This window comes from Streptomyces genisteinicus, assembly GCF_014489615.1.
Taxonomy (GTDB): domain Bacteria; phylum Actinomycetota; class Actinomycetes; order Streptomycetales; family Streptomycetaceae; genus Streptomyces; species Streptomyces genisteinicus.
This window is the reverse complement of record NZ_CP060825.1, coordinates 4,121,191-4,141,824: the sequence shown is the minus strand read 5'-3', so window position 1 is coordinate 4,141,824 and position 20,634 is coordinate 4,121,191. Positions and strand designations below refer to the sequence as shown.

At 74.0% G+C, this 20,634-nt stretch carries 18 protein-coding genes; 10 read left to right on the top strand and 8 right to left on the bottom strand.

Annotated features, from left to right (window positions below):
* The first annotated feature begins 126 nt into the window (after window positions 1-126).
* The 3 genes from IAG43_RS18015 (at window position 127) to IAG43_RS18005 (ending at window position 3,389) form a co-directional block, all read left to right on the top strand.
* The gene (locus IAG43_RS18015) at window positions 127-999 is read left to right on the top strand and encodes a DUF3558 domain-containing protein (protein ID WP_187741751.1); all 873 of its coding nucleotides are present in this window, start codon (window positions 127-129) and stop codon (window positions 997-999) included.
* Window positions 1,000-1,098: 99 nt separating this feature from the next.
* The gene (locus IAG43_RS18010) at window positions 1,099-1,812 is read left to right on the top strand and encodes a DUF3558 domain-containing protein (protein ID WP_187741750.1); all 714 of its coding nucleotides are present in this window, start codon (window positions 1,099-1,101) and stop codon (window positions 1,810-1,812) included.
* A 122-nt stretch (window positions 1,813-1,934) separates the two neighbouring features.
* Window positions 1,935-3,389: a DUF2637 domain-containing protein gene (locus tag IAG43_RS18005; protein WP_187741749.1), complete on the top strand. Its 1,455-nt coding sequence runs from the start codon at window positions 1,935-1,937 to the stop codon at window positions 3,387-3,389.
* A 261-nt stretch (window positions 3,390-3,650) separates the two neighbouring features.
* Here the strand turns inward: IAG43_RS18005 and lysS are convergent, their stop codons facing one another.
* A complete protein-coding gene (gene lysS, locus IAG43_RS18000) occupies window positions 3,651-5,378 on the bottom strand; it encodes a lysine--tRNA ligase (RefSeq protein WP_187741748.1) in 1,728 nt (575 codons plus the stop codon).
* A gap of 222 nt (window positions 5,379-5,600) precedes the next feature.
* Between lysS and argS the strand changes: the two genes are divergently transcribed.
* Window positions 5,601-7,379, top strand: coding sequence for an arginine--tRNA ligase (argS, locus tag IAG43_RS17995; protein ID WP_187741747.1), 1,779 nt, complete (start codon window positions 5,601-5,603; stop codon window positions 7,377-7,379).
* 89 nt (window positions 7,380-7,468) lie between these two features.
* On the opposite strand, the gene IAG43_RS17990 is transcribed toward argS, so the two are convergent.
* Window positions 7,469-9,148: a transcriptional regulator gene (locus IAG43_RS17990; RefSeq protein ID WP_187741746.1), complete on the bottom strand. Its 1,680-nt coding sequence runs from the start codon at window positions 9,146-9,148 to the stop codon at window positions 7,469-7,471.
* A gap of 357 nt (window positions 9,149-9,505) precedes the next feature.
* On the opposite strand from IAG43_RS17990, the gene IAG43_RS17985 reads away from it, so the two are divergent.
* On the top strand, window positions 9,506-10,261 hold the full coding sequence (locus IAG43_RS17985; RefSeq protein ID WP_187741745.1) for a DUF4232 domain-containing protein: 756 nt from the start codon (window positions 9,506-9,508) through the stop codon (window positions 10,259-10,261).
* A 179-nt stretch (window positions 10,262-10,440) separates the two neighbouring features.
* Here the strand turns inward: IAG43_RS17985 and IAG43_RS17980 are convergent, their stop codons facing one another.
* Window positions 10,441-10,713 (bottom strand): DUF1876 domain-containing protein, encoded by a 273-nt coding sequence (locus IAG43_RS17980; RefSeq protein WP_187741744.1) that lies wholly within the window; start codon window positions 10,711-10,713, stop codon window positions 10,441-10,443.
* 398 nt (window positions 10,714-11,111) lie between these two features.
* On the opposite strand from IAG43_RS17980, the gene IAG43_RS17975 reads away from it, so the two are divergent.
* Window positions 11,112-11,981 carry a glycoside hydrolase family 19 protein gene (locus IAG43_RS17975; protein ID WP_187744521.1) on the top strand — a complete coding sequence of 290 codons (870 nt, stop codon included), beginning with the start codon at window positions 11,112-11,114 and terminating at the stop codon, window positions 11,979-11,981.
* A 237-nt stretch (window positions 11,982-12,218) separates the two neighbouring features.
* Window positions 12,219-15,002, top strand: coding sequence for an alpha/beta hydrolase family protein (locus IAG43_RS17970; protein WP_187741743.1), 2,784 nt, complete (start codon window positions 12,219-12,221; stop codon window positions 15,000-15,002).
* Between the two features lie 50 nt (window positions 15,003-15,052).
* Here the strand turns inward: IAG43_RS17970 and IAG43_RS17965 are convergent, their stop codons facing one another.
* Window positions 15,053-15,457 carry an ATP-binding protein gene (locus IAG43_RS17965; protein ID WP_187741742.1) on the bottom strand — a complete coding sequence of 135 codons (405 nt, stop codon included), beginning with the start codon at window positions 15,455-15,457 and terminating at the stop codon, window positions 15,053-15,055.
* A 125-nt stretch (window positions 15,458-15,582) separates the two neighbouring features.
* On the opposite strand from IAG43_RS17965, the gene IAG43_RS17960 reads away from it, so the two are divergent.
* The 3 genes from IAG43_RS17960 (at window position 15,583) to IAG43_RS17950 (ending at window position 17,352) form a co-directional block, all read left to right on the top strand.
* Window positions 15,583-16,407, top strand: a complete 825-nt coding sequence (locus tag IAG43_RS17960) for a helix-turn-helix domain-containing protein (RefSeq protein WP_246574410.1) — start codon at window positions 15,583-15,585, stop codon at window positions 16,405-16,407.
* Window positions 16,404-16,616: a DUF397 domain-containing protein gene (locus IAG43_RS17955; RefSeq protein WP_187741741.1), complete on the top strand. Its 213-nt coding sequence runs from the start codon at window positions 16,404-16,406 to the stop codon at window positions 16,614-16,616. Before IAG43_RS17960 ends, IAG43_RS17955 begins: the two co-directional genes overlap by 4 nt.
* Before the next feature lie 115 nt (window positions 16,617-16,731).
* Entirely contained in the window at window positions 16,732-17,352 is a 621-nt protein-coding gene (locus tag IAG43_RS17950; protein ID WP_187741740.1) for a dihydrofolate reductase family protein, read from the top strand.
* Here IAG43_RS17950 and IAG43_RS17945 read toward each other — a convergent pair.
* From IAG43_RS17945 to IAG43_RS17930, 4 genes are all read right to left on the bottom strand, one after another.
* Complete coding sequence (locus IAG43_RS17945; protein WP_187741739.1) at window positions 17,334-17,771, bottom strand: hypothetical protein; 438 nt, start codon at window positions 17,769-17,771, stop codon at window positions 17,334-17,336. The two genes, IAG43_RS17950 and IAG43_RS17945, sit on opposite strands and share 19 nt — an antisense overlap.
* A 6-nt stretch (window positions 17,772-17,777) precedes the next feature.
* Window positions 17,778-18,194, bottom strand: a complete 417-nt coding sequence (locus IAG43_RS17940) for a contact-dependent growth inhibition system immunity protein (RefSeq protein ID WP_187741738.1) — start codon at window positions 18,192-18,194, stop codon at window positions 17,778-17,780.
* A 29-nt stretch (window positions 18,195-18,223) separates the two neighbouring features.
* Window positions 18,224-19,225: a porphobilinogen synthase gene (gene hemB / locus IAG43_RS17935; protein WP_187741737.1), complete on the bottom strand. Its 1,002-nt coding sequence runs from the start codon at window positions 19,223-19,225 to the stop codon at window positions 18,224-18,226.
* 216 nt (window positions 19,226-19,441) lie between these two features.
* Window positions 19,442-20,296 carry a class I SAM-dependent methyltransferase gene (locus IAG43_RS17930; RefSeq protein WP_187741736.1) on the bottom strand — a complete coding sequence of 285 codons (855 nt, stop codon included), beginning with the start codon at window positions 20,294-20,296 and terminating at the stop codon, window positions 19,442-19,444.
* Between the last annotated feature and the right edge of the window lie 338 nt (window positions 20,297-20,634).

Here is a 20,634-nt window from a genome sequence, read left to right as displayed (position 1 = left end):
AAATGACCGTGAAAGGTTCGACGGACCGGCATCCGGGGTGGCGTGTGCGATAGACATTGTGTCCAGCAGCCCTCCGCGGGCGACAACCGAATTTCCCGGGAACACCGGAGGAAAGGGGCCTGGCACGTGCTTCGGAAGACATACGGTCCCGGCACGGCGGCGCTCCTCGCGGCGGTGCTGGGCGCCGGGGCCGTCGGCTGCACCGCCGACGGCGGCACCGAGGACCCCGCGACCGACCCCAAGGCCGGCACGGCCACCGCCGCCGCGGCGGCGCCCGGCAAGTACCGCACGCTCCTGGAGCCGTGCGGAGCCGTGGACGCCGCCTCCCTCAAGGACCTGCTGCCCGGCCTGGCGACCCTCGGCCCGGAGCAGCAGCGGCAGGCCTTCCAGGGCACCCCCGCCGCCACCTACAACACCGACCGCCGCGCGGCCTGCAGCTGGAAGGGCCAGGCGCCCGACGCCTCGCACCAGCTGCGGGTCGAGTTCGAGCGGGTCGTCTCGTACGACCCCGCCGTCAGCGACGAGGACCGCGCGCAGGAGGTGTTCACGAAGAAGCAGGCCTCGACGTCCGTGCCGGTGTCCCTCGAACCGGAGGAGCCGGCCGGGGAGGAGCCCGGCGGTTCGCCGTCCGCGTCCGCCACCACGGGCGCGACCCCCGGCGTGGGCACCCAGGCGGGCGAGCAGCCGGCCGCCTCCGGGGAGCCCGGACAGCCCGGCGGCCCGGCCGGCAGCCCGTCGGCGAGCGCGTCCGGCGAAGGGCTGGAGCCACGGGTGCTGACCGATCTCGGCGACGCCGCGTTCCTCGACGACGTGCTCGACACCACCCGCCCCACCGCCCAGCGCCGTGACGTGAGCGTGGTGTTCCGCACATCCAACGTGATCGTCACCATCGTCTACGCCGAGCAGCCCGCGCCCTCGTCGGAGCTGCCGGACAGCAAGGAACTGCAGGAAAAGACCCGGAGTGTGGCCGCCCGCCTGGCGGAACTCTTCGACGAGTAGCGGGGCCCGCCGCCCCGCACCGGCTTCCGCGACCCGGCCCGCCCCCGGGCCCGTACGCGTACCGTGGCCTGGCCGACCGTACGACCGAGTGAAGGAACCATGCACCGTTCAGCCCCGCGACTCACCCGCATACTCGCCTGCGCAGCCGTCCCGGTGATGCTCGTCGTCGCCGGCTGTTCCTCGGACTCCGGATCCGACGGCGCGCCCGAGGCGTCCGCCTCCCCGTCCCCCGCGGCGAAGAAGTCGCCGTCGGTGGCCCCCGCGAAGTTCACCCAGCTCCCGGACCCGTGCTCGGTCCTCGCACAGAAGACGATCGAGGACCTCGTCCCCGGCGCCAAGAGCAAGGGCGGCACGGCCGGCAAGTCGTCCGACGCCGCCAGCCGCGGCAGCTGCTCGTGGAACGGCCTCGACGACAACGGGGTGAAGGGCTCGCAGTACCGCTGGCTCGACGTGTCCCTGCTCCGCTACGACTCGGACTCCTCCCTCGGCGTCAGCGGCGAGCAGCGCGCCCAGCAGAGCTACGCCAAGGAGGTCGACAAGGCGAAGGCCACCGAGGGCGCCAAGTCCGTGAAGACCTCCGCCGCACCCGGCATCGGCAGCGAGGCGACCACGGTCAACTACACCCTCAACAAGACCGACGAGGACTTCGTCTACGCCACGGTCGTGGCCCGCACCGCGAACGGCGTGGTGACCCTCACCTACAACGGCACCGGCTACGCGGGGGCCAAGAACCCGTCGTCGGCCGACCTCACCGAGGCGGCGCTGAAGGCCGCCAAGGAAGCCGTGGCCTCCGTCGAGTCCGTCAACAAGTAGACGGCCCGCGGGGCTTCGACCCCGGGGCGGAGGCACGGAATCCGCCGCCATGTGCCAGGCTGTGCCCCGCACGGCAGCACGGACGCGCAGCAGAATCAGGGGAGGGGGACGCGGTGGCCGCGATGCAGCTGACACGTACACACCGAATACTCATCGGTGTCGTCGTCGCCGGAGCGCTGGTCATCGCCGCGATCGGCTTCGCGGGCTCCTACGCCGCGGTGCGCGAGCTCGCGGAACGCAAGGGCTTCGGCGACTTCTCCCTCGTCTTCCCGATCGGCATCGACGCCGGCATCTGCGTCCTGCTCGCGCTGGACCTGCTGCTCACCTGGATGCGGATCCCGTTCCCGCTGCTGCGCCAGACGGCGTGGCTGCTGACCGCGGCGACGATCGCGTTCAACGGCGCCGCCGCCTGGCCCGACCCGCTCGGCGTCGGTATGCACGCCGTCATCCCGGTCCTCTTCGTCGTCGCCGTCGAGGCCGCCCGGCACGCCGTGGGCCGGATCGCTGACATCACGGCCGACAAGCACATGGAGGGCGTCCGGCTGACCCGCTGGCTGCTCTCCCCGGTGCCGACGTTCAAGCTGTGGCGCCGCATGAAGCTGTGGGAGCTCCGCAGCTACGAGCAGGTGATCAAGCTGGAGCAGGACCGGCTGATCTACCAGGCCCGCCTGCAGGCACGGTTCGGACGCTCCTGGCGCCGCAAGGCGCCCGTGGAGTCGCTGATGCCGCTGCGTCTCGCCAAGTACGGCGTCCCGCTCGCGGAGACGGCGCCCGCCGGGCTGGCCGCCGCGGGCATCGAACCGGTGCTGCTGCCCCCGGCCCCGCAGCCCGAGGTCGAGCCGGCGGCCGGCGGCCGTCCCGCCGGGACGGCCGCCGTGGGCACGGCGGCCCCGCCCGGCGAGCGGCGCCCGCAGCTGGAGAGCGCCCCGGCCCGGCAGCGGCCGGAGCCCTCCGCGCACGGCGAGCACGGCGAGCACGGCGAACGGGGCATCGCCGGGCAGGCTCCTGCCGACGAGAGCCCCTGGCTGCACGCCCGCCACCCGCAGACGGTGCCCTACCAGGGCAGCTACGACCCCTCCTACGAACCCGAGGAGGAGTACGAGCAGTGGTACGAGGAGCAGAGCCCGGAGCAGTTCCAGGGATACCCGCAGCAGACCGGGCCGTACGAGCGGCAGCGGTTCGACGCCCCGGGACCCGGGTACCGGGAGGCCCAGCAGGAAGCCGCTTACCGGGAGGCCGAGCAGGAACCCGGGTACCCGGAAGCCGAGTACCGGGAAGCCGAGTACCGGGAGTCCCCTTCGGAGTCGACCGGGAGCTTCCCCGTCCCCGCCGGGCCGGGCCGCACCCGTGAACTGGGCGACGGCGGCGGCGTCCCCGAGCCTCCCGCTCCGGACGACGACGCCTACTACCAGGTCTTCAAGAAGTCGATAAACGGCAGCTACCCCACGCCGCGCGAGTTCATCGACAACGTGGAGGCCGAGTTCCGCGTGACCCTCTCCGCGGAGGAGTCGAAGCGCATGGTCACCCGCTTCGCCGGCCGCCACGGCGCGGAGCTCGAAGAGGACCACATCGCCTGACGCGGCCCGCCGGGCGCCCCGTCCCCCGGCCACGCCCGTGCCCACGGCAGCGCCGGGCGCCCCGTACCCGCTGCCCCGGGCCCGAACACAGCCTCGCCGCCCCGGTCCCGAACACAGCCTCGCCGGTCCGGCTCGGACGCACCCCGCACCCCGCACCCGCTCCCGCTCCCGCCCCGTGGACGCACGCCGCCACCCCGGGCCCCGGACGCACCGGAGGGCCCCGCCCCTCCCGGGACGCGAGCCCTCCACCACCGTGTGCGCTCAGGAACCGAGCAGCCTCCGCACCCGGTCCGCGCCCACCGCCAGCAGCAGCGTCGGCAGCCTCGGCCCCGTCTCCCTGCTGACCAGCAGCCGGTAGAGCAGCGCGAAGAAGGCACGCTGCGCGACCTTCAGCTCCGGCGTCGGCTTCGCCTCCGGGTCCAGCCCCGCCATCACCTTCGGCACGCCGTAGACGAGGGTGGTCAGGCCGTCGAGCGACCAGTGGGTGTCCAGGCCCTCCAGCAGCAGCCGCAGCGACTCGCGGCCCTCGTCGTCGAGGGAGCCGAGCAGCTCGGCGTCCGGCTCGGCGCGCACGACCGTGCGCGCCTCGGCCGGGACCTGGGTGGAGATCCAGTTCTCGGCCCGGTCCAGGCGGGGGCGGACCTCGTCGAGCGCGGTGACCGGGTGCTCCGGGTCGAGCTCGCTGAGGATGCGCAGCGTCTGGTCCTCGGTGCCGCCCGTGATGTCCGCGACCGAGGCGAGCGTGCGGTACGGCAGCGGACGCGGCGTCCGGGGCAGGTCACCGGCCGCTGTGCGGGCGGCGCGGGAGTGGGCGGCGGCGTCCGCGGGCAGCACGCTGCCGTCCGCGACCTTGCCCTCCAGCTTGTCCCACTCGTCGTACAGGCGCTGGATCTCCTGGTCGAAGGCGATCTTGAACGACTGGTTCGGCCGGCGGCGGGCGTACAGCCAGCGCAGGAGCTGCGGCTCCATGATCCTGAGGGCGTCCGCCGGGGTCGGCACCCCGCCGCGCGACGACGACATCTTGGCCATGCCGGAGATGCCGACGAAGGCGTACATCGGGCCGATCGGCTGCTCGCCGCCGAAGATGCCGACGATCTGCCCACCGACCTGGAAGGACGATCCGGGCGACGAGTGGTCGACACCGGACGGCTCGAAGATCACGCCCTCGTACGCCCAGCGCATCGGCCAGTCGACCTTCCAGACCAGCTTGCCGCGGTTGAACTCGCTGAGCCGGACGGTCTCCGAGAAGTCGCACGCGGTGCAGCGGTAGGCGAGCTCGGTGGTCTCGTCGTCGTAGGCGGTGACCGTGGTCAGGTCCTTGTCGCACGCGCCGCAGTACGGCTTGTACGGGAAGTACCCGGCGGAGGTCGCGCCGTCGTCCTCGCCCGCCGCGCCGGAGCCCTCGGCCGCCTCCAGCTCGGCCTCGTCGACCGGCTTCTGCCCCTTCTTCGGCGGCGCCTTCTTCGTCCGGTACTGGGCGAGGATCGCGTCGATGTCACCGCGGTGCTTCATGGCGTGCAGGATCTGCTCGCGGTAGACGCCCGCCGTGTACTGCTCGGTCTGGCTGATCGGGTCGTACGCGACGCCCAGCTCCGCCAGCGACTCGGTCATCGCGGCCTTGAAGTGCTCGGCCCAGTTCGCGTGCGGGGAGCCCTTCGGCGCGGGCACCGAGGTCAGCGGCCTGCCGATGTGCTCGGCCCAGGACTCGTCGACGCCGTCGACGCCGTTCGGCACCTTGCGGTAGCGGTCGTAGTCGTCCCAGGAGATCAGGTGACGGACCTCGTGGCCCCGGCGGCGGATCTCGTCGGCGACCAGGTGCGGGGTCATGACCTCGCGCAGGTTGCCCAGGTGGATCGGACCGGAGGGCGAGAGCCCGGACGCGACGACGACCGGTTTGCCAGGCGCACGTCGCTCCGACTCGGCGATGACCTCGTCCGCGAAACGGGAGACCCAGTCGGTCTCGGTGCTGCTCTGAGCCACGGTCGGCACGTCCTTCTGTCTCGGAACTGACGGGGCTCATTCTCCCAGACGCGACGGCCCGCCCGGGGGCAGCCCGCCCCGGGGCCACGGCATGCCCGGGGGCGGCCCGCCGCCCGCGCACCGCCCGCCCCGTGCGCGCCGCCGCCGTCTGCGGAAACGGCTTGCTCCCCCGTGGGATACTTGACCGTCGCACCATTCGGTGACATCCCGCCCCAACCGGAACGGAAGCTCATGGCCTCGGTCCCTTCCCTCGCCTCGAACGTGCAGCAGCGCCTCGCGGACGCCCTGACGGCAGCACTGCCGGAAGCCGGTTCCGCCGACCCGCTGCTGCGACGTAGCGACCGGGCCGACTTCCAGGCCAACGGCATCCTCGCGCTCGCGAAGAAGCTGGGGCAGAACCCGCGGGAGCTGGCCGGCCGGGTCGTGGACGCGATCGGCGCGAACGGCCTCCTGCAGGAGATCGAGGTCTCCGGCCCCGGGTTCCTCAACATCACGGTCACCGACCGGGCCGTCACCGAGACGCTGGCCGCCCGCGCCGCGGACGCCCGCCTCGGTGTGCCGCTCGCCGCCGAGCCCGGCACCACGGTGATCGACTACGCCCAGCCGAACGTGGCCAAGGAGATGCACGTCGGCCACCTGCGGTCGGCCGTCATCGGCGACGCGATGGTGCAGATCCTGGAGTTCGCGGGCGAGCACGTGGTGCGCCGGCACCACATCGGCGACTGGGGCACCCAGTTCGGCATGCTCATCCAGTACCTGATCGAGCACCCGCACGAGCTGGACCACAAGAGCGACGAGGCGGCTGCGGAGGTCTCCGGCGAGGAGGCCATGTCCAACCTCAACCGGCTCTACAAGGCCTCCCGGGCGCTCTTCGACTCCGACGAGGAGTTCAAGGCCCGCGCCCGTGACCGAGTGGTCGCGCTCCAGGCCGGCGACGAGGAGACCCTCGCCCTGTGGCAGCGGTTCGTCGACGAGTCGAAGATCTACTTCTACTCGGTCTTCGAGAAGCTCGACATGGAGATCCGCGACCCCGACATCGTCGGCGAGTCCGGCTACAACGACATGCTCGACGAGACCTGCCGCCTGCTGGAGGAGTCGGGCGTCGCCGTCCGCTCCGAGGGCGCGCTGTGCGTCTTCTTCGACGACGTGAAGGGCCCCGACGGCAACCCGGTCCCGCTCATCGTCAAGAAGTCCAACGGCGGCTACGGCTACGCGGCCACCGACCTGTCCGCCATCCGCGACCGGGTGCAGAACCTCGGCGCGTCCACCCTGCTCTACGTGGTGGACGCCCGGCAGTCGCTGCACTTCAAGATGGTCTTCGAGACCGCCCGGCGGGCCGGCTGGCTGGGCGACAAGGTCAAGGCCCACCAGCTCGCGTTCGGCACGGTCCTCGGCAAGGACGGCAAGCCGTTCAAGACCCGTGAGGGCGAGACGGTCCGGCTGGTCGACCTGCTCGACGAGGCGATCGACCGGGCGACGGCGGTCGTCGCGGGGAAGGCCGACAAGGTCGGCCTGAGCGAGCGGGAGATCGCCGAGAACGGCCGGTACGTGGGCATCGGCGCGGTCAAGTACGCCGACCTGTCGACGTCCGCGGTGCGCGACTACAAGTTCGACCTGGACCAGATGGTCTCGCTCAACGGCGACACCTCGGTCTACCTCCAGTACGCGTACGCCCGTATCCAGTCGATCAAGCGGAGGGCGGGCGAGCGCCGGCCGGCCGCCCACCCCGAGCTCGCACTGGCCCCGGCGGAGCGCGCGCTCGGCCTGCACCTCGACCAGTTCGGCGAGGTGCTCGGCGAGGTCGCCGCGTCGTACGAGCCGCACAAGCTGGCCGCGTACCTCTACCAGCTCGCGTCGCACCTGACGACGTTCTACGACCAGTGCCACGTGCTCAGCGAGGACAACTCCCCCGAGGTCGTGGAGAACCGGCTCTTCCTCGTCGACCTCACCGGCCGCACCCTCCACCAGGGCATGGCGCTGCTCGGCATCCGCACGCCCGAGCGGCTCTGACCGACCGCACCACCGCACGAAGGGCGCGGCCCGGACCCCCGGTGAGGGGTCCGGGCCGCGCCCTTCGCCGTACGGCCGGGCCCGGGGGCTCACTCCTCGCGCAGTTTCCAGACCCCGCCCAGGTCGGGCCGGTACTCGTGGAGCGGACGCCCGGCGAGCGCGCTGGTGCGGAACGGCTCGCCCGCGTCGTCGATCCGCAGCGTGCCGCGCCGGTCGCCGCTGCTCCAGTCGACCTCCACGTGCCAGCGCACGTCGTGGGAGTCGGTGTGCAGACGCAGGTTGAACACCTGCGGGTCGTTCGAGGCCACCTTGTAGGGGAAGTCCGTGGCGGGCACGGTGATGTCCCCCTGCTGTCCCGCCACCGGGCGCAGCACGGGACGCGGCTTGTCCAGGTCGACGTCGAACGTCTGCGGCGTGATCCCGCTGCCGCAGCCCTCCCCCATCGAGTAGGCGTTCCAGGCGAGCGGTTCGGTGCGGCCCGTGATCCGGACGTGGACGGCGGTGATGACGACCGACTCCCGGGTCTTCCCCGTCGCGGTGAGCTGGAGCCGCAGGTCGCCGGCGTCCACCCCGTCGAGGGCCCGCGCCCAGCTCCGGTAGTCCTGGGGCGGTGGCGGCGGCGGGATCTCCGCGGGCGCACGGCCCATCAGGTAGTACTGGCCGCAGGGCGAGTCCCAGTTGTACGAGCTGACGCCCACCCGCAGCGGGGCGCCGGCCGGCGCGGGCGCACCGTTCCCCGCGGGTGCGGAGCCTTCCGGCGACGGCGTGGGGGTTCCGGCCGCGGCGCCGGGCGAGGGCTGCGCGGACGGTGACCCGGACACTGGCGGCGACGCGGCGGGCACCGATCCGGCGGCCCCGCCGGCCGGGGCGGACGTGGCGCCGGCGGCCGCGCGGTCGCCCGGGGCGCCCGAACGGCTCGCGACGACGGCGGCCGGGACGGCCAGCGCGACCACGGCGGCGGCCGCGAGCACGACGACGAGCCGCTTGCGGCGCGCGGAGGGGGCCGGCCGGTCCGGCGCGGCGACCGTGTCCCCGCCCGCGGGCCCGGAGACCTCGTCCGTCTCGCCCGTGCGTCCCGGGCCGGCGCCCCGGGCCCCGCTGCCGTCGCCGCCCCCGTCCAGGTGTCCGCCTCCGTCTGCGCGGTGGCCCGTCCCCGCCCCCGGAGCGACGGGCCCGGGGACGGCCGCAGCGGCACCGTGCCCCGGGGCCGCGCCCACCGCCTCCCGCCCGGGACCGGTCACGGCGGGACCGGTCACGGCGGGACCGGTCACGGCAGTCGGCCCGGGGCCGGGCGCGTCGGCGGGGACGGTCCCGGGGCCGGGCGCCGGGACCGCCTCCGCCGACGAGGGCAGGCCGGCGGCCTCCACCGGCGCCCCCGAGCGCGCCTGGGCGCCCCAGGCCGGGTCCGGTCCGGCTGCCGCCGCGGCGGCGGACCCCCGGCCGCCCTCGGGCCCGTGGCCCGGCCCGGCCTCGTCCGCGGCTGCCGCGTCGGCCGCACGCGCCGCCTCCCGTCCCCTGCGGCGGGCCTCGTCCGCGAGAATCCAGCGCCGGTGGAGCGACAGCAGTTCCTCGCGCTCGGCACCGCACAGCCGGGCCAGCCGCTCGACCACGGCGAACTCCGCCGGGACGGCGTCGCCGTTGCAGTAGCGGTGCAGGGTGGAGGTGCTGACGTGGAGTCTGCCCGCGAGCGCCCCGTAGCTCTGCCCCGAACGCTCCTTCAGCCGTCGCAGCACCGCCGCGAACTCCTCGGCCTCCGGCGTGGTCGCCACCTCGTCACTCCCCCTCGTCGCGCCCGGCGGGCCGTCCCGGCCGTCCCCGCGTCCCGGAACGGCGTTCCAGGCAGCGGCCTTTCGCCCAGCTCAGCGTACTCGCGACCGTTCCGGCGTCCCTCATGGTCCGTGGCGCGTTGCGGCCGATTCCCGCCGCCCCGCACGCTGTTGACCACGCCGCACAGCCCGAACGGAGTCCAGCCATGCGACCCGGCCGACGCGACCTGTTCGCCGACCTCGCGGCCGTGCTCGTGGTGATCGCGTCGACCGCGATCGTCCTGCACCTCCTGCGCGGTCCGTGACCCGGACCGCCGCCCGCACACCGCAGTTTCCGACCTGATCACGGGGAGAACCACCATGCGCAAGAACCACCTCCGCACCGCGTCCGCCGTCGCCACCGCCCTGCTCGCGGCACTGTCCCTCACGGCGTGCCAGGGCGACGGCACACAGGCCCGGGAGTCGACGGCCCCCGCCGCGAGCACCCCGCCGAGCACCCCCGCGGACGGCTCCGCGAAGGACCCGGCCACGGGAACGGGCTCCCCGACCGCCGCACCGGACGCGTCCGGCGGCACCGGCAAGGACACCGGCAAGGGCGGCGGGACCGGCGGCGGCAGGGACGACGACAAGGGCACGGGAGGAAGCGGCGGCGGTTCGTCCGCCGGCGGTTCCGGCGGGGCGCCGGCCGCCTCCACCGCGTGCACCGGCGCGAACACCAAGGTCACCTACAGCCCGGTGGCGCGGCCTCTCAACCACGCGATCCTCACGGTCACCAACACCGGTTCCACCCGCTGCGACGCCTACTTCGCCCCGCTCCTGCGCTGGAGCGCGGACCAGCAGTCGCCGACCGCGGTCACCGAGGCGAGCAAGCCGCAGGCGGTCGTCTCCGTAGAGCCCGGCGGTTCCGCCTACGCCGCCGTGATGCTCGCCTCCGCCGACGGCAGCGGCAGCCACGGCATCAAGCCCTCGACGCTGGAGGTGATGTTCCAGCCGCGCAGCGGGGAGGGCTCGACCGGCCCGTCGGTCACCCTGCGGCTGCCGTCCGGGACGTACGTCGACAGCTCCGCGCGCGTCACCTACTGGCAGAGCTCCATGGACGACGCCCTCGCCTTCTGACCCGGCCCGCCCGCCGCGTGCGGCGCCACCGGCCCCCTTGCTTGCGCGCACGGCGCGGGGCGCACCCGGACAGTCCGGGTGCGCCCCGCGCGCGGTGGCGGGCGGCCGCCGTCACCCTCGTCGACCCTGTTCAACGTCGGCCGCCCCCGGAACGCCGCCGGGACCCGCTGCCCCGCTCCTCACCGCAGGAGCTGGTGCGAGGGCCTTCCGGCGGCGTCGTCGATCTCCGCGTGTGCCTTCTGGAGCAGCTGGGAGGCGAGGTCCATCAGGGCGCGGGCGCCCGCGATCTCCTCGCCGACCATGAGCTGCGGCTGGTCGGAACGGTGGCGGTTGGCGTTGCCGTGGCCGCGGTACTCCGTACCGTCACCGAGCCTCACCATGGCGGCCGCCCTGGTCCGGTCGCCGTCCTCGCGGAACTCCATCTCGATGTGCCATCCGACGAGTGTCTGCATACGGATCACCTCCGGCGTTACCCCTTCCAGGGTGCGCCGCGCGCCTGCTGATCGCGAGCGCATCGCGCACCACGGTCCGCGATCCGGCCCGCCCCGGCGCCGTTCGGGCTCCCCGCCCCGCACCGTCCCGGCCCGGTCCGCCCCGATCCGGCCCGCCCCGGCGCCCCGCCCCTCCCGTTCCGGCCTCGTTCCGGCAGGTTCCGGCCGGTTCCGGTGGGTGACCGCTCACGCCGTCGAAGTTACCCACGGTTCCGATTGGTCTATACCTTGACTGGATCATGACATCGCGCTTGAGTGTGGGAGACACCCCCCACCACGGCCTGCCCGCCGCCAACTGCGCCGCCGGGCAGGGCCGTTGCGGCCCCCCAAGGAGTGATGGAGTGCTGAGAACCCGCCTCATGGCCCTGCTGACGACGGTCCTCGTCGCCATGGGCCTCGCCGTCGCAGTGACGCCGTCCGCGTCAGCCGCCTCCCCCTGCGACACGGCCCCGAACTGGCAGCAGGGCGCCTGGTACACCGCAGGCAACGTTGTCAGGTATCAGGGCGCCTACTACATCGCCGAGCACGACAACCCGGGCTACTCCCCGACGATCAGCACCTGGTACTGGGACCCCTACAACTGCGGCGGGGGCGGCAACCCCCAGCCGGGCGGCTTCGTCGTCAGCGAGGCCCAGTTCAACCAGATGTTCCCGAGCAGGAACTCCTTCTACACGTACAACGGCCTCACCGCGGCCCTGAGCGCCTACCCCGGCTTCGCGAAGACGGGCAGCGACACGGTCAGGAAGCAGGAGGCCGCGGCCTTCCTCGCCAACGTGAGCCACGAGACCGGCGGACTCGTCCACATCGTGGAGCAGAACACCGCCAACTACCCGCACTACTGCGACTGGAGCCAGCCCTACGGCTGCCCGGCCGGCCAGGCCGCGTACTACGGCAAGGGCCCGATCCAGCTCAGCTGGAACTTCAACTACAAGGCGGCCGGTGACGCCCTCGGCATCGACCTGCTGAACAACCCCTGGCTCGTGCAGAACGACGCCGCCGTGGCCTGGAAGACCGGCCTCTGGTACTGGAACACCCAGTCCGGCCCCGGTTCGATGACCGGCCACAACGCGATGGTCAACGGTGCGGGCTTCGGCCACACCATCCGCTCCATCAACGGCTCCCTGGAGTGCGACGGCAAGAACCCGGCGCAGGTCCAGAGCCGCGTCACCAAGTACCAGCAGTTCGCCCAGATCCTGGGCGTGCCCACCGGCGCCAACCTCTACTGCTGACGCCGCCTCCGCACCGACGACGGGCCCCGGGCGCACCTCGCCCGGGGCCCGCTCCCGTGCCCGGCACGCCCCGGCCCGGACCCCGCCCGGCGCCGCCACGCGCCTGCGCCGTTCACGATCCCCGCCCACGATCCCTCACCCCGCGCAGGCAACCCCCGCCCGCCCCTCCCCGTCTCCGAGACCGAGAGCGCGTTCGACCTGAAACAAGCGCGCCCGCAACGGGGTTGAGGAGGAGCCTTGATACGTGGCCGAAAAGCCTGGGCCACCGCGACGGCGGTGCTCACGGTGATGGCGGCGGCGCCCGCGGTGGCACACGCCGCCCCGGCAGCGCCCGACACACGTACCGCGACCACGGCGCAGAAGAGCGCCGACGCGCTGCCGCCCGGGTGGCGGATCACCGGCGAGGGCGGGGCGGCACACCTGGAGTGGCGTTCGCCGCGGCCGGTCCCGCACGGTGACGCCCGCGTGGAGTTCCGTGCGAACGGAACCCTGCTCGGCGTGCCCCAGCCGGGGAACGACAACCGCACCTTCCGGCTCCCCCTCGACGGCGTGCGGGCGACCGATCTGGACGACCTCCGGGTCGAGGCGGCCGGCCGGCGGCTCGACGCGGCCGCCGGATCGGGCAAGCACCGCGCGACGAGACCCGCCATGCTGAGGCTCCCGCCCGTCCAGCCCGCCGGAGCCGTCGACCCCGGCGCCAAGGGCCCCTACGCGACCACCACCGGCGAGTACGACCTGCCGTCGCTGAAGCTGCCGGGCATGCCCGAACCCGTCGAGATGCGCGGCCTGGTCGTCGCCCCGAAGGACGCGGCCGGCGAGCGGCCCGTCGCCGTCTTCCTGCACGGCCGCCACGCCACCTGCTACGTCCCCGGCAAGGGCGAGGACGAGGTGACCATCGACTGGCCCTGCGCCAAGGGCGCCCAGCCGATCCCCAGCCACAAGGGCTACCTGCGCGACCAGCAACTGCTCGCCTCCCAGGGGTACGTCACCGTCTCGATCTCCGCGAACGGCATCAACGGCCAGGACGCGGCCGTCGAGGACGCCGGCGCCCAGGCCCGCTCCTCGCTGGTGCGCAGCCACCTCGCCCGGTGGGCCGACTGGGCCGCGGCCCCGGCCTCCGCGCCGGACGCCGTGCGCAAGACCCCGAAGCCCGACCTGTCCCGGGTGCTGCTCGTCGGGCACTCCCGCGGCGGCGAAGGCGTCAACCGCGCCGCCATGGACAGCCTCTACCCGCCGCCGGCCGCCCAGGACGGCGCACCCGGCGGCACCCGCTGGACGATCCGCGGCACGGTCCTGATCGGCCCCACGATCTTCGGCCAGAACCCGGTCGCGGACGTCCCGTCGCTCACCATCCTGCCGGGCTGCGACGGGGACGTCTCCGACCTCCAGGGCCAGGTGTACGCGGACGGCACCCGCGGGGTGAGCCGGGGCGCGGCCCTGCACAGCTCGGTCTACATGGTCGGCGCCAACCACAACTACTTCAACAGCGAGTGGACCCCCGGCCAGGCCGCGGCCCCCGCGGGCGACGACTTCTGGCATGACCCCGAGTTCCCCGACCCGCTCTGCTCCCCCGGCAAGGCGGGCCGCCTCACCGCCGACCAGCAGCACAGGGCGGGCGCGACCTACATCGCCGCCGCCGCACGGCTGTTCGTCGACGGTGACGACCGGGTGCGGGAACTCGTCGACGGCACCGGGCGCCGCGCGCCGTCCGCCGACCCGGCCCGGGTGCTGACCCACGCCGTCGGCGGCAACCGGAGCGCCGGCTTCCTGCCGGACGGCCCGCTGAAGGTCTCCGGCGCCCGCCTCTGCGACGCCGTCGCCCCCGGCGGTACGGCCTGCCTCGGCGAGGGCGTCACCGGCTCCTCGCCGCACTTCGCCTACTGGCGCCCGGAGCACGAGGCCGGCCGCCGCGCGATCGCCCTCGCCTGGAACGCCCCGGGCACGGCCGCCCGGGTGACGCCCGAGAAGCCGCTCTCCGCGGCGGGCGCCGACTCCCTCGCCCTGCGCGTCGCCGTCCCGCCGAACACCCGCGGCACGCAGTTCGACGTGGCCGTGACGGACGCCGCGGGCAAGCGCGCGAACCTCGGCCGCGTCCGCGTCGACGGGCTGCCCGGCACGTACCGCACCTCCTCCTACTGGGCCCAGGAGGTCCGCGTCCCGCTCACCGCGGCGAACGCCGCAAAGCTCGACCTCACCCGGGTCGCCTCCCTCGAACTCGTCCCGGTCTCGCACTCGGGCAAGGCCTGGCTGATGGACGCCTGGGCATGGCAGCCCGGCACCCCCGCCGTCGAAGCCGCGCCGCTGACCCGCGTGGACCTCGGGCGCCTCACCGTCGAGGAGGGCGACTCCGGCACCCGTACCTACCGGGTGCCGGTCAGCACCACCGGCGAGAGCACCGGCACGGTCCGCCTCTACGTCGTCGACCCGGCGACCGGCGCCACCACCGGCCGCCTGGTCGAGGTCGGCCCCGGTACGGCGGGCATCGATGTCGAGGTGGGCGTCACCGGCAACACCCGCTTCGGCTGGGGCGCGCAGCACGACGTCCTGGTCAAGGCCGTCCGCGGCACCGTGGTGGGCGCGGACTCCGGCGGCGTCACCGCCACCGAGGACGACCCGATGCCGAAGGTGACCGTCCGGCCGGTGGCCGCCGACGTCAGTGAGGGCAAGCCACTGACCTGGCGGATCTCCCTGTCGGAGCCCGCCGATGTCGAGATCCCGGTCCTCGCCGACATGACCGCCGTCCCGGACGGCCGCGCCGAGCTCTCCAGCGCCGACGTCGACCCCGACTGGGTGCGCATGCTCGTCGAGGACGTCCCGAGCCCGGCCGTCCGTCTCTCCGAGCTGGACTACCGCACGCTGTGGACCGTGGTCCCGGCCGGCGACACCACCGCCGACCTGGCCGTCCCGACCGTCCGAGACCGGGTGCGCGAACCGGCCGAGTACGTCCGCCTCCAGCTCGTCGACGACGAGGGCGGCCCGAGCGGGCAGCCCTTCGAGGGCACCGTCCGCAACGTGTCGTAGTCGCCGGGCCCCACGGGCCTGCGCGCACACGGCCGCACACGCCCACGGCCTCACGGCCTCCGGGTGAAGGCGCACCACACCGCCTTGCCCGGCTCGCGCTCGCCGACACCCCAGGTGTCGGCGAGCGCGTCGACGATCCGCAGACCCCGCCCCGACTCCTCGTCGTGCCCGGGTCCGCCGGGAATCGCCGGCCGCCCGTCCCCGCTGTCGTGCACCTCGACACGGAGACGGCGGCCGGCGTCCTCGTTCACCAGCCGCACCAGATAGCCGCGGCCGGGCGGAACCCCGTGCACGAGCGCGTTGGCGGCCAGCTCGTCCGCACACAGCAGGACGTCGCCCAGCCGCTCGCCATCCCAGCCCCATCCGCCCGCCACCTCCCGGACGAACTCCCGCACCTCCCGCACCGAACGCCGCTCCCGCCGCCAGAACCGCTCGCGCACAACCTCGGCGCGCATCGTCGTATCCACGGCGCCGAGCCTCCCGGCCCGCGCTCTCCCGCATCAGTGCGCCCGCCCGTACACCCCATCTGTACGGGCCGTCCGGGCGTAACGCACACCCTGGCCAGGGGAGTTGTACGGGCATGAGTTCCGTGCGACGCCACCGGAAGAACGCCTCGGCCATGCGGCTCCTCGGCCGCCAGCTCGCCCGCTTCCGCGAGGCCGCCGGTCTCACCCAGCGCGACCTGGCCGCCGAGCTCAACCTGGCCGAGGAGACCGTCGCCTCCATCGAACAGGGCCGCCGCCCCCTCAAGCCCGACCTCGCCGACCGCCTCGACACCCGCCTCGACACCAAGGGCGCGCTCCTGGTCGCGGTGGAGAACATGCCCGAGGTGGACCTGATCCCGGCGTGGGCGGAGGAGTACATGGACCTGGAGCGGGAGGCGGTGGCGCTCTCCTGGTACGACAACCAGGTCGTCCCCGGGCTGATCCAGACCGAGCGCTACGCACGGGCGGTGTTCCGCAGCCGGGTACCCGCGTTCAGCGCGGACGATATCGAGACCAGGGTCGCGCAGCGCCTCGACCGTCAGCGCATCCTGACGGGGGAGCACCCGCCGACGATCAGCTTCGTGATGTGGGAGGCGATCCTGCTGGACCGGATCGGCGGCGAGGAGGTCTTCGCAGAACAAGTACGGACCCTGCGTGAACGGTCGGATCTCCCCTGCGTCTCCCTGCAAGTAATGCCGCTCGGGCGCACCAGCCACGCAGGGCTCGACGGCCCCTTCATCCTCCTGGAGACCCCCGATCACCAGCACCTCGGCTACAGCGAGAGCCAGCGGGGCAGCCAGCTGGTCCACTCACCTGACGAGGTCAGCATCCTGTGGCAGAAGTATGCGATGCTGCGAGCTCAGGCCCTCTCCCCGGAGGACAGCAGGGCCCTGTTGGATCGCCTGCTAGGAGACCGATGAGCACCGCACTCCTGTGGTTCAAGTCCAGCTACAGCGGCAGCGAGGGCGGCGCCTGCCTGGAAGTCGCCCACGAACGGCGTGCGTCGGGCCACAGCGACCGCCGGGGGGCCGAGCCCACCGTCCACATCCGCGACTCCAAGACCCCCACCGGCCCCGTCCTCACCCTCACCCCCACCGCCTGGGCCGCCTTCGTGGACCACCTGGCCTGAGCGGCCGGATCGCTCACCCGTACAGCCCGACGCCCGACGCGCCCTCCGCGGAAGTCGTGCAACCCCTGTACTACTGGCCTCGGACGCATCGGACCGCCGGCAGAGGGAGCAAGCCATGACCGGAGTCACCGGCCGGGTGATCGGCACCATCACCGTCTCGGCCGACGGGTACACCGCCGGGCACCACCAGACCGAGGAGCGCCCCTTCGGGGACGACGGGGGTGACGGATCGGGATCGCGCCTCCACGCCTGGATGTTCGACACCCCGGACGAGAACCGTGCCGAGATCGAGCGGTTCGGCGAGGCGAAGGCCTACATCATGGGGCGCAACATGTTCGGCCCCGTACGCGGCGGCTGGGACCGGCCGTGGAACGGCTGGTGGGGCGACGAACCCCCCTTCCACTCACCGGTGTTCGTCCTCACCCACCACGCCCGCGAGCCGCAGCCGATGGCCGGCGGCACGACCTTCCACTTCGTCACCGACGGCATCACCGCCGCCCTGGCCCGCGCCCGCGCGTCGGCCGGGGACGGGGAGGTCGCCGTCGTCGGCGGTGCCACGACCATCAACCAGTACCTCGCCGCCGGCCTGATCGACGAACTCCGCCTCTCCGTCTCCCCGGTCACCCTCGGCTCCGGCACCCGCCTCTTCGAGGGCGTCCCGCCCCTGAGGCTGGAACAGCTCTCCTCCCGCGCGGCGAGCCTGGTCACGCACGTGACCTACCGCGTCCTGCGCTGAGGTTCGCGGACCTCGATGACGGAGGCGGCGACCCCCGCCCCGTCGAGGAGCCGCTGCACCAGGACCACTTCGACTCGTGTGCCGCACCAGCCGGCGCCGCGGGCGGCATTCGCGGCGCTCCCGGCTTCGGCCAGGGAGACCTCGAACGCGTCGCGGAACGCCTTCGGCACCGCTCCGGAGCGCGGCCCGGTCCCCTCCGCCGTCAGCCGGTACTCGCCGTGATCCGCGAGGAGCGCGGCCCGCACGTCGGCAGGCGCCGCGCCCCGGTCCCCGTCGCACACGGTCGTCCCGCAGGAGGCGCACGAGGACTCGCGCTCCCAGTGGAGCCGGCGGTCCCGGATCAGCTGGACGAGCCATCCGTCGCACTCCGCCGCACACGTGCCGCACGTCGCGGTGATACGGGACGCCTGCTCGGTCACTGCGGCTCACCCGCCTCCGCGACGCTGCCCGCCGAGGGCCGCCGTCTCGGCGTGCCGGTGGGGGTGTGCGGCCCAGAAGTCCGGTGGCTGCGCGGCCACCGCGGCGAGCAGGTCGTCCTCGAACCAGGCGCCGGAGTCCAGTTGGGCCCGCAGCAGGTCGAGGGCGACCGGGACCAGGACCGCGGCGCCCACCCGCTGGCCGAGGAGGCGGGTCATGTCCCAGGCCGTGAGCTCCGCGACGGGACACCGTCGCAGCGCGTGCACGGTCTCCACCAGGCCGGTGACCGGCGGTTCGGGGTCCGGCCAGACGTCACCTTCCAGCTCCTCCAGCGACCGGGCCGTGTCGATGCCGTGAGCGGGAGGCGGCGACGGCCGAGGGGCGGTGTCCGGGCCCGCCGCCGCGTCGTCGCGCGCTGCCGTCACCGCCCCGCCTCCCCGCCGCCCCCGGCGGCTCAGCCCGTCGTGCCGATGCGGCGGGCGACCTCGGTCGCCCAGTACGTGAGGATCATGTTCGCGCCCGCCCGCTTGATGCCGAGCAGGGCCTCGGCGATGGCGGCCTCGCGGTTGATCCAGCCCTTCTCTGCGGCGGCCTCGATCATCGCGTACTCGCCGCTGATCTGGTACGCCGCGACCGGTACGTCCACCGACTCCGCGACCTTCGCCAGGACGTCGAGGTAGGGGCCCGCGGGCTTGACCATGACCATGTCGGCGCCCTCCTCCAGGTCCAGCGCCAGCTCCCGCAGCGACTCGCGGAGGTTGGCCGGGTCCTGCTGGTAGGTCTTGCGGTCGCCGGTGAGCGAGGAGCCGACGGCCTCGCGGAAGGGGCCGTAGAAGGCGGAGGAGTACTTCGCGGTGTACGCGAGGATCGACACGTCCTCCTTGCCGATGGTGTCCAGCGCGTCGCGGATGACGCCGATCTGACCGTCCATCATCCCGCTCGGGCCCACCACGTGGACGCCCGCGTCCGCCTGGACCTGCGCCATCTCGGCGTAGCGCTCCAGGGTGGCGTCGTTGTCCACCCGGCCGTCCTCGGTGAGGACGCCGCAGTGACCGTGGTCGGTGTACTCGTCGAGGCACAGGTCGGACATGATGACGAGCTCGTCGCCGACCTCGCTCCGCACGTCGCGGATCGCGACCTGGAGGATGCCCTCCGGGTCGGTGCCCGCGGTGCCGAGCGCGTCCTTCTTGTGGTCCTCGGGCACGCCGAAGAGCATGATCCCGGCGACGCCCGCCTCGCGGGCCTCGACGGCCGCCTTCCGCAGCGTGTCCCGGGTGTGCTGCACGACGCCGGGCATGGCGCCGATCGGCACGGGCTCGCCGATGCCCTCGCGCACGAAGGCCGGGAGGATCAGGTCGGCGGGGTGCAGCCGGGTCTCGGCGACCATGCGCCGCAGGGCAGGTGTGGTGCGGAGCCGCCGGGGGCGGGCACCGGGGAAGGATCCGTACGCAGTCATACGGCCACGCTACGCCCGCCCGGGACGGGGGATTACCGACACCTCGTCGGCGGGCGGGGCCTGCCGCCCGGCAGCCGTCGCGTGCGGTGCGCGGGCGGTCGGGGGCAGTCCCGTGACCACCCGGGACCGGTGCGGACGACCGGCCCCGGCACCGGCCGGATCCCACCCGGTGCCACCCGGGCCGTACCGGTCCCGGCACCGCCCCGGAACCCCGCGCTACGGCCGCGTCGCCGTGACGACCCACGCCGCCGAGCCGTACCGCACCCCGTCCGGGGTGGCGTGGGCCTCCAGGTCGGCGCGGAGGGTGGCGAGGGCGCGGGTGCGGCCGGCCTCGTCGAGGTCCTCCAGCATCCAGCCGAGCATGCCGGAGACGAAGGAGTAGGCCTCGTCGACGGTGCGGCCGAAGCGCATGGACAGCCGGTGGTCGTCCAGGTGCGGCGTGCGGAATCCGGCGGCGAGGAGGCGCTCGCGCACGGTGTCCGGGTCCGACATGAAGAACGGGCCGGGGGCGTCCGCCGGCGGCGGGCCGACGTCCCGGCCGTCGGCGAGGTCCGCCACGAAGGAGCGGAACCACTCGTTGCGGGAGACGTCCTGCCACACCAGCAGCACCAGGCGGCCGCCCGGCCGCAGTGCCCTGGCGACGTTGCGGAAGGCGGCTACGGGGTCGGCGAAGAACATCGAGCCGAGCCGGCTGATGGCGACGTCGAAGGACGCCTCGTCGAAGGGGTGGGTCTGGGCGTCGACGTGCTCGTGGCGGATGCTGTCGAGCCCTTCGCGCTCCGCCTCGCGGCGGGCGACCGCGAGCAGCGGACCGGAGAGATCGACACCCAGCACCGGACCGCCCACGGTGAGCCGGGCCGCGGCACGCGAGGTGAGCCCCGCGCCGCAGCCGACGTCGAGGACCCGCTCGCCCCGCTGGAGGTGGGCGGCGTTCAGGAAGGGCTCCTGGTAGGCGTGGACCGCGCGGTCGAAGTCCGCGGCGTGCTCCGCCCAGTACGCGCCCTGGTCGCCGTCCCAGGACTCCGCCTGGTCGGCGTTGGAAGGATCGACGCGCAGCGTCTCGGATTCCATGTGACCGTCACCCACTCGTCCCGCGCCCGCCCGTGCTCCGGCGCACTTGCCTCCGGTGTACTGCGCCGGCGGCCTCATGTCGAACACCCACGCCCCCGGTGCGCCCCGCCCCCGCACGGGCCGACGGCCCCCGCGCGCCGCCCGGCCCCACCGCGCACCGCCCCCGGCAGGCGCCTCCGGCGGCGCTCCGCGCGTACGGGCCCGGCCGGGGCCACCCCCGGCACACCCGCCCCGCGCGCCACCCCCCGGCGCACCCGTCCCGCCACACCCGCCGGCGCACCCCGCCCGCCCACACCGGAGCCGCCGCCGCCCCGAGCCGCGACCGGCAGGGGTGCACG

What these genes read in the sequence shown, in the direction of transcription:
- IAG43_RS17955 (WP_187741741.1), top strand. Translation starts at nt 16,404, where the DNA reads ATGAGCACCGCACTCCTGTGGTTCAAGTCCAGCTACAGCGGCAGCGAG.
- IAG43_RS18005 (WP_187741749.1), top strand. Translation starts at nt 1,935, where the DNA reads ATGCAGCTGACACGTACACACCGAATACTCATCGGTGTCGTCGTCGCC.
- IAG43_RS18010 (WP_187741750.1), top strand. Translation starts at nt 1,099, where the DNA reads ATGCACCGTTCAGCCCCGCGACTCACCCGCATACTCGCCTGCGCAGCC.
- IAG43_RS17980 (WP_187741744.1), bottom strand. Translation starts at nt 10,713, where the DNA reads ATGCAGACACTCGTCGGATGGCACATCGAGATGGAGTTCCGCGAGGAC.
- hemB (WP_187741737.1), bottom strand. Translation starts at nt 19,225, where the DNA reads ATGACTGCGTACGGATCCTTCCCCGGTGCCCGCCCCCGGCGGCTCCGC.
- IAG43_RS17975 (WP_187744521.1), top strand. Translation starts at nt 11,112, where the DNA reads ATGGCCCTGCTGACGACGGTCCTCGTCGCCATGGGCCTCGCCGTCGCA.
- IAG43_RS17985 (WP_187741745.1), top strand. Translation starts at nt 9,506, where the DNA reads ATGCGCAAGAACCACCTCCGCACCGCGTCCGCCGTCGCCACCGCCCTG.
- IAG43_RS17965 (WP_187741742.1), bottom strand. Translation starts at nt 15,457, where the DNA reads ATGCGCGCCGAGGTTGTGCGCGAGCGGTTCTGGCGGCGGGAGCGGCGT.
- argS (WP_187741747.1), top strand. Translation starts at nt 5,601, where the DNA reads ATGGCCTCGGTCCCTTCCCTCGCCTCGAACGTGCAGCAGCGCCTCGCG.
- IAG43_RS17950 (WP_187741740.1), top strand. Translation starts at nt 16,732, where the DNA reads ATGACCGGAGTCACCGGCCGGGTGATCGGCACCATCACCGTCTCGGCC.
- IAG43_RS17930 (WP_187741736.1), bottom strand. Translation starts at nt 20,296, where the DNA reads ATGGAATCCGAGACGCTGCGCGTCGATCCTTCCAACGCCGACCAGGCG.
- IAG43_RS17960 (WP_246574410.1), top strand. Translation starts at nt 15,583, where the DNA reads ATGAGTTCCGTGCGACGCCACCGGAAGAACGCCTCGGCCATGCGGCTC.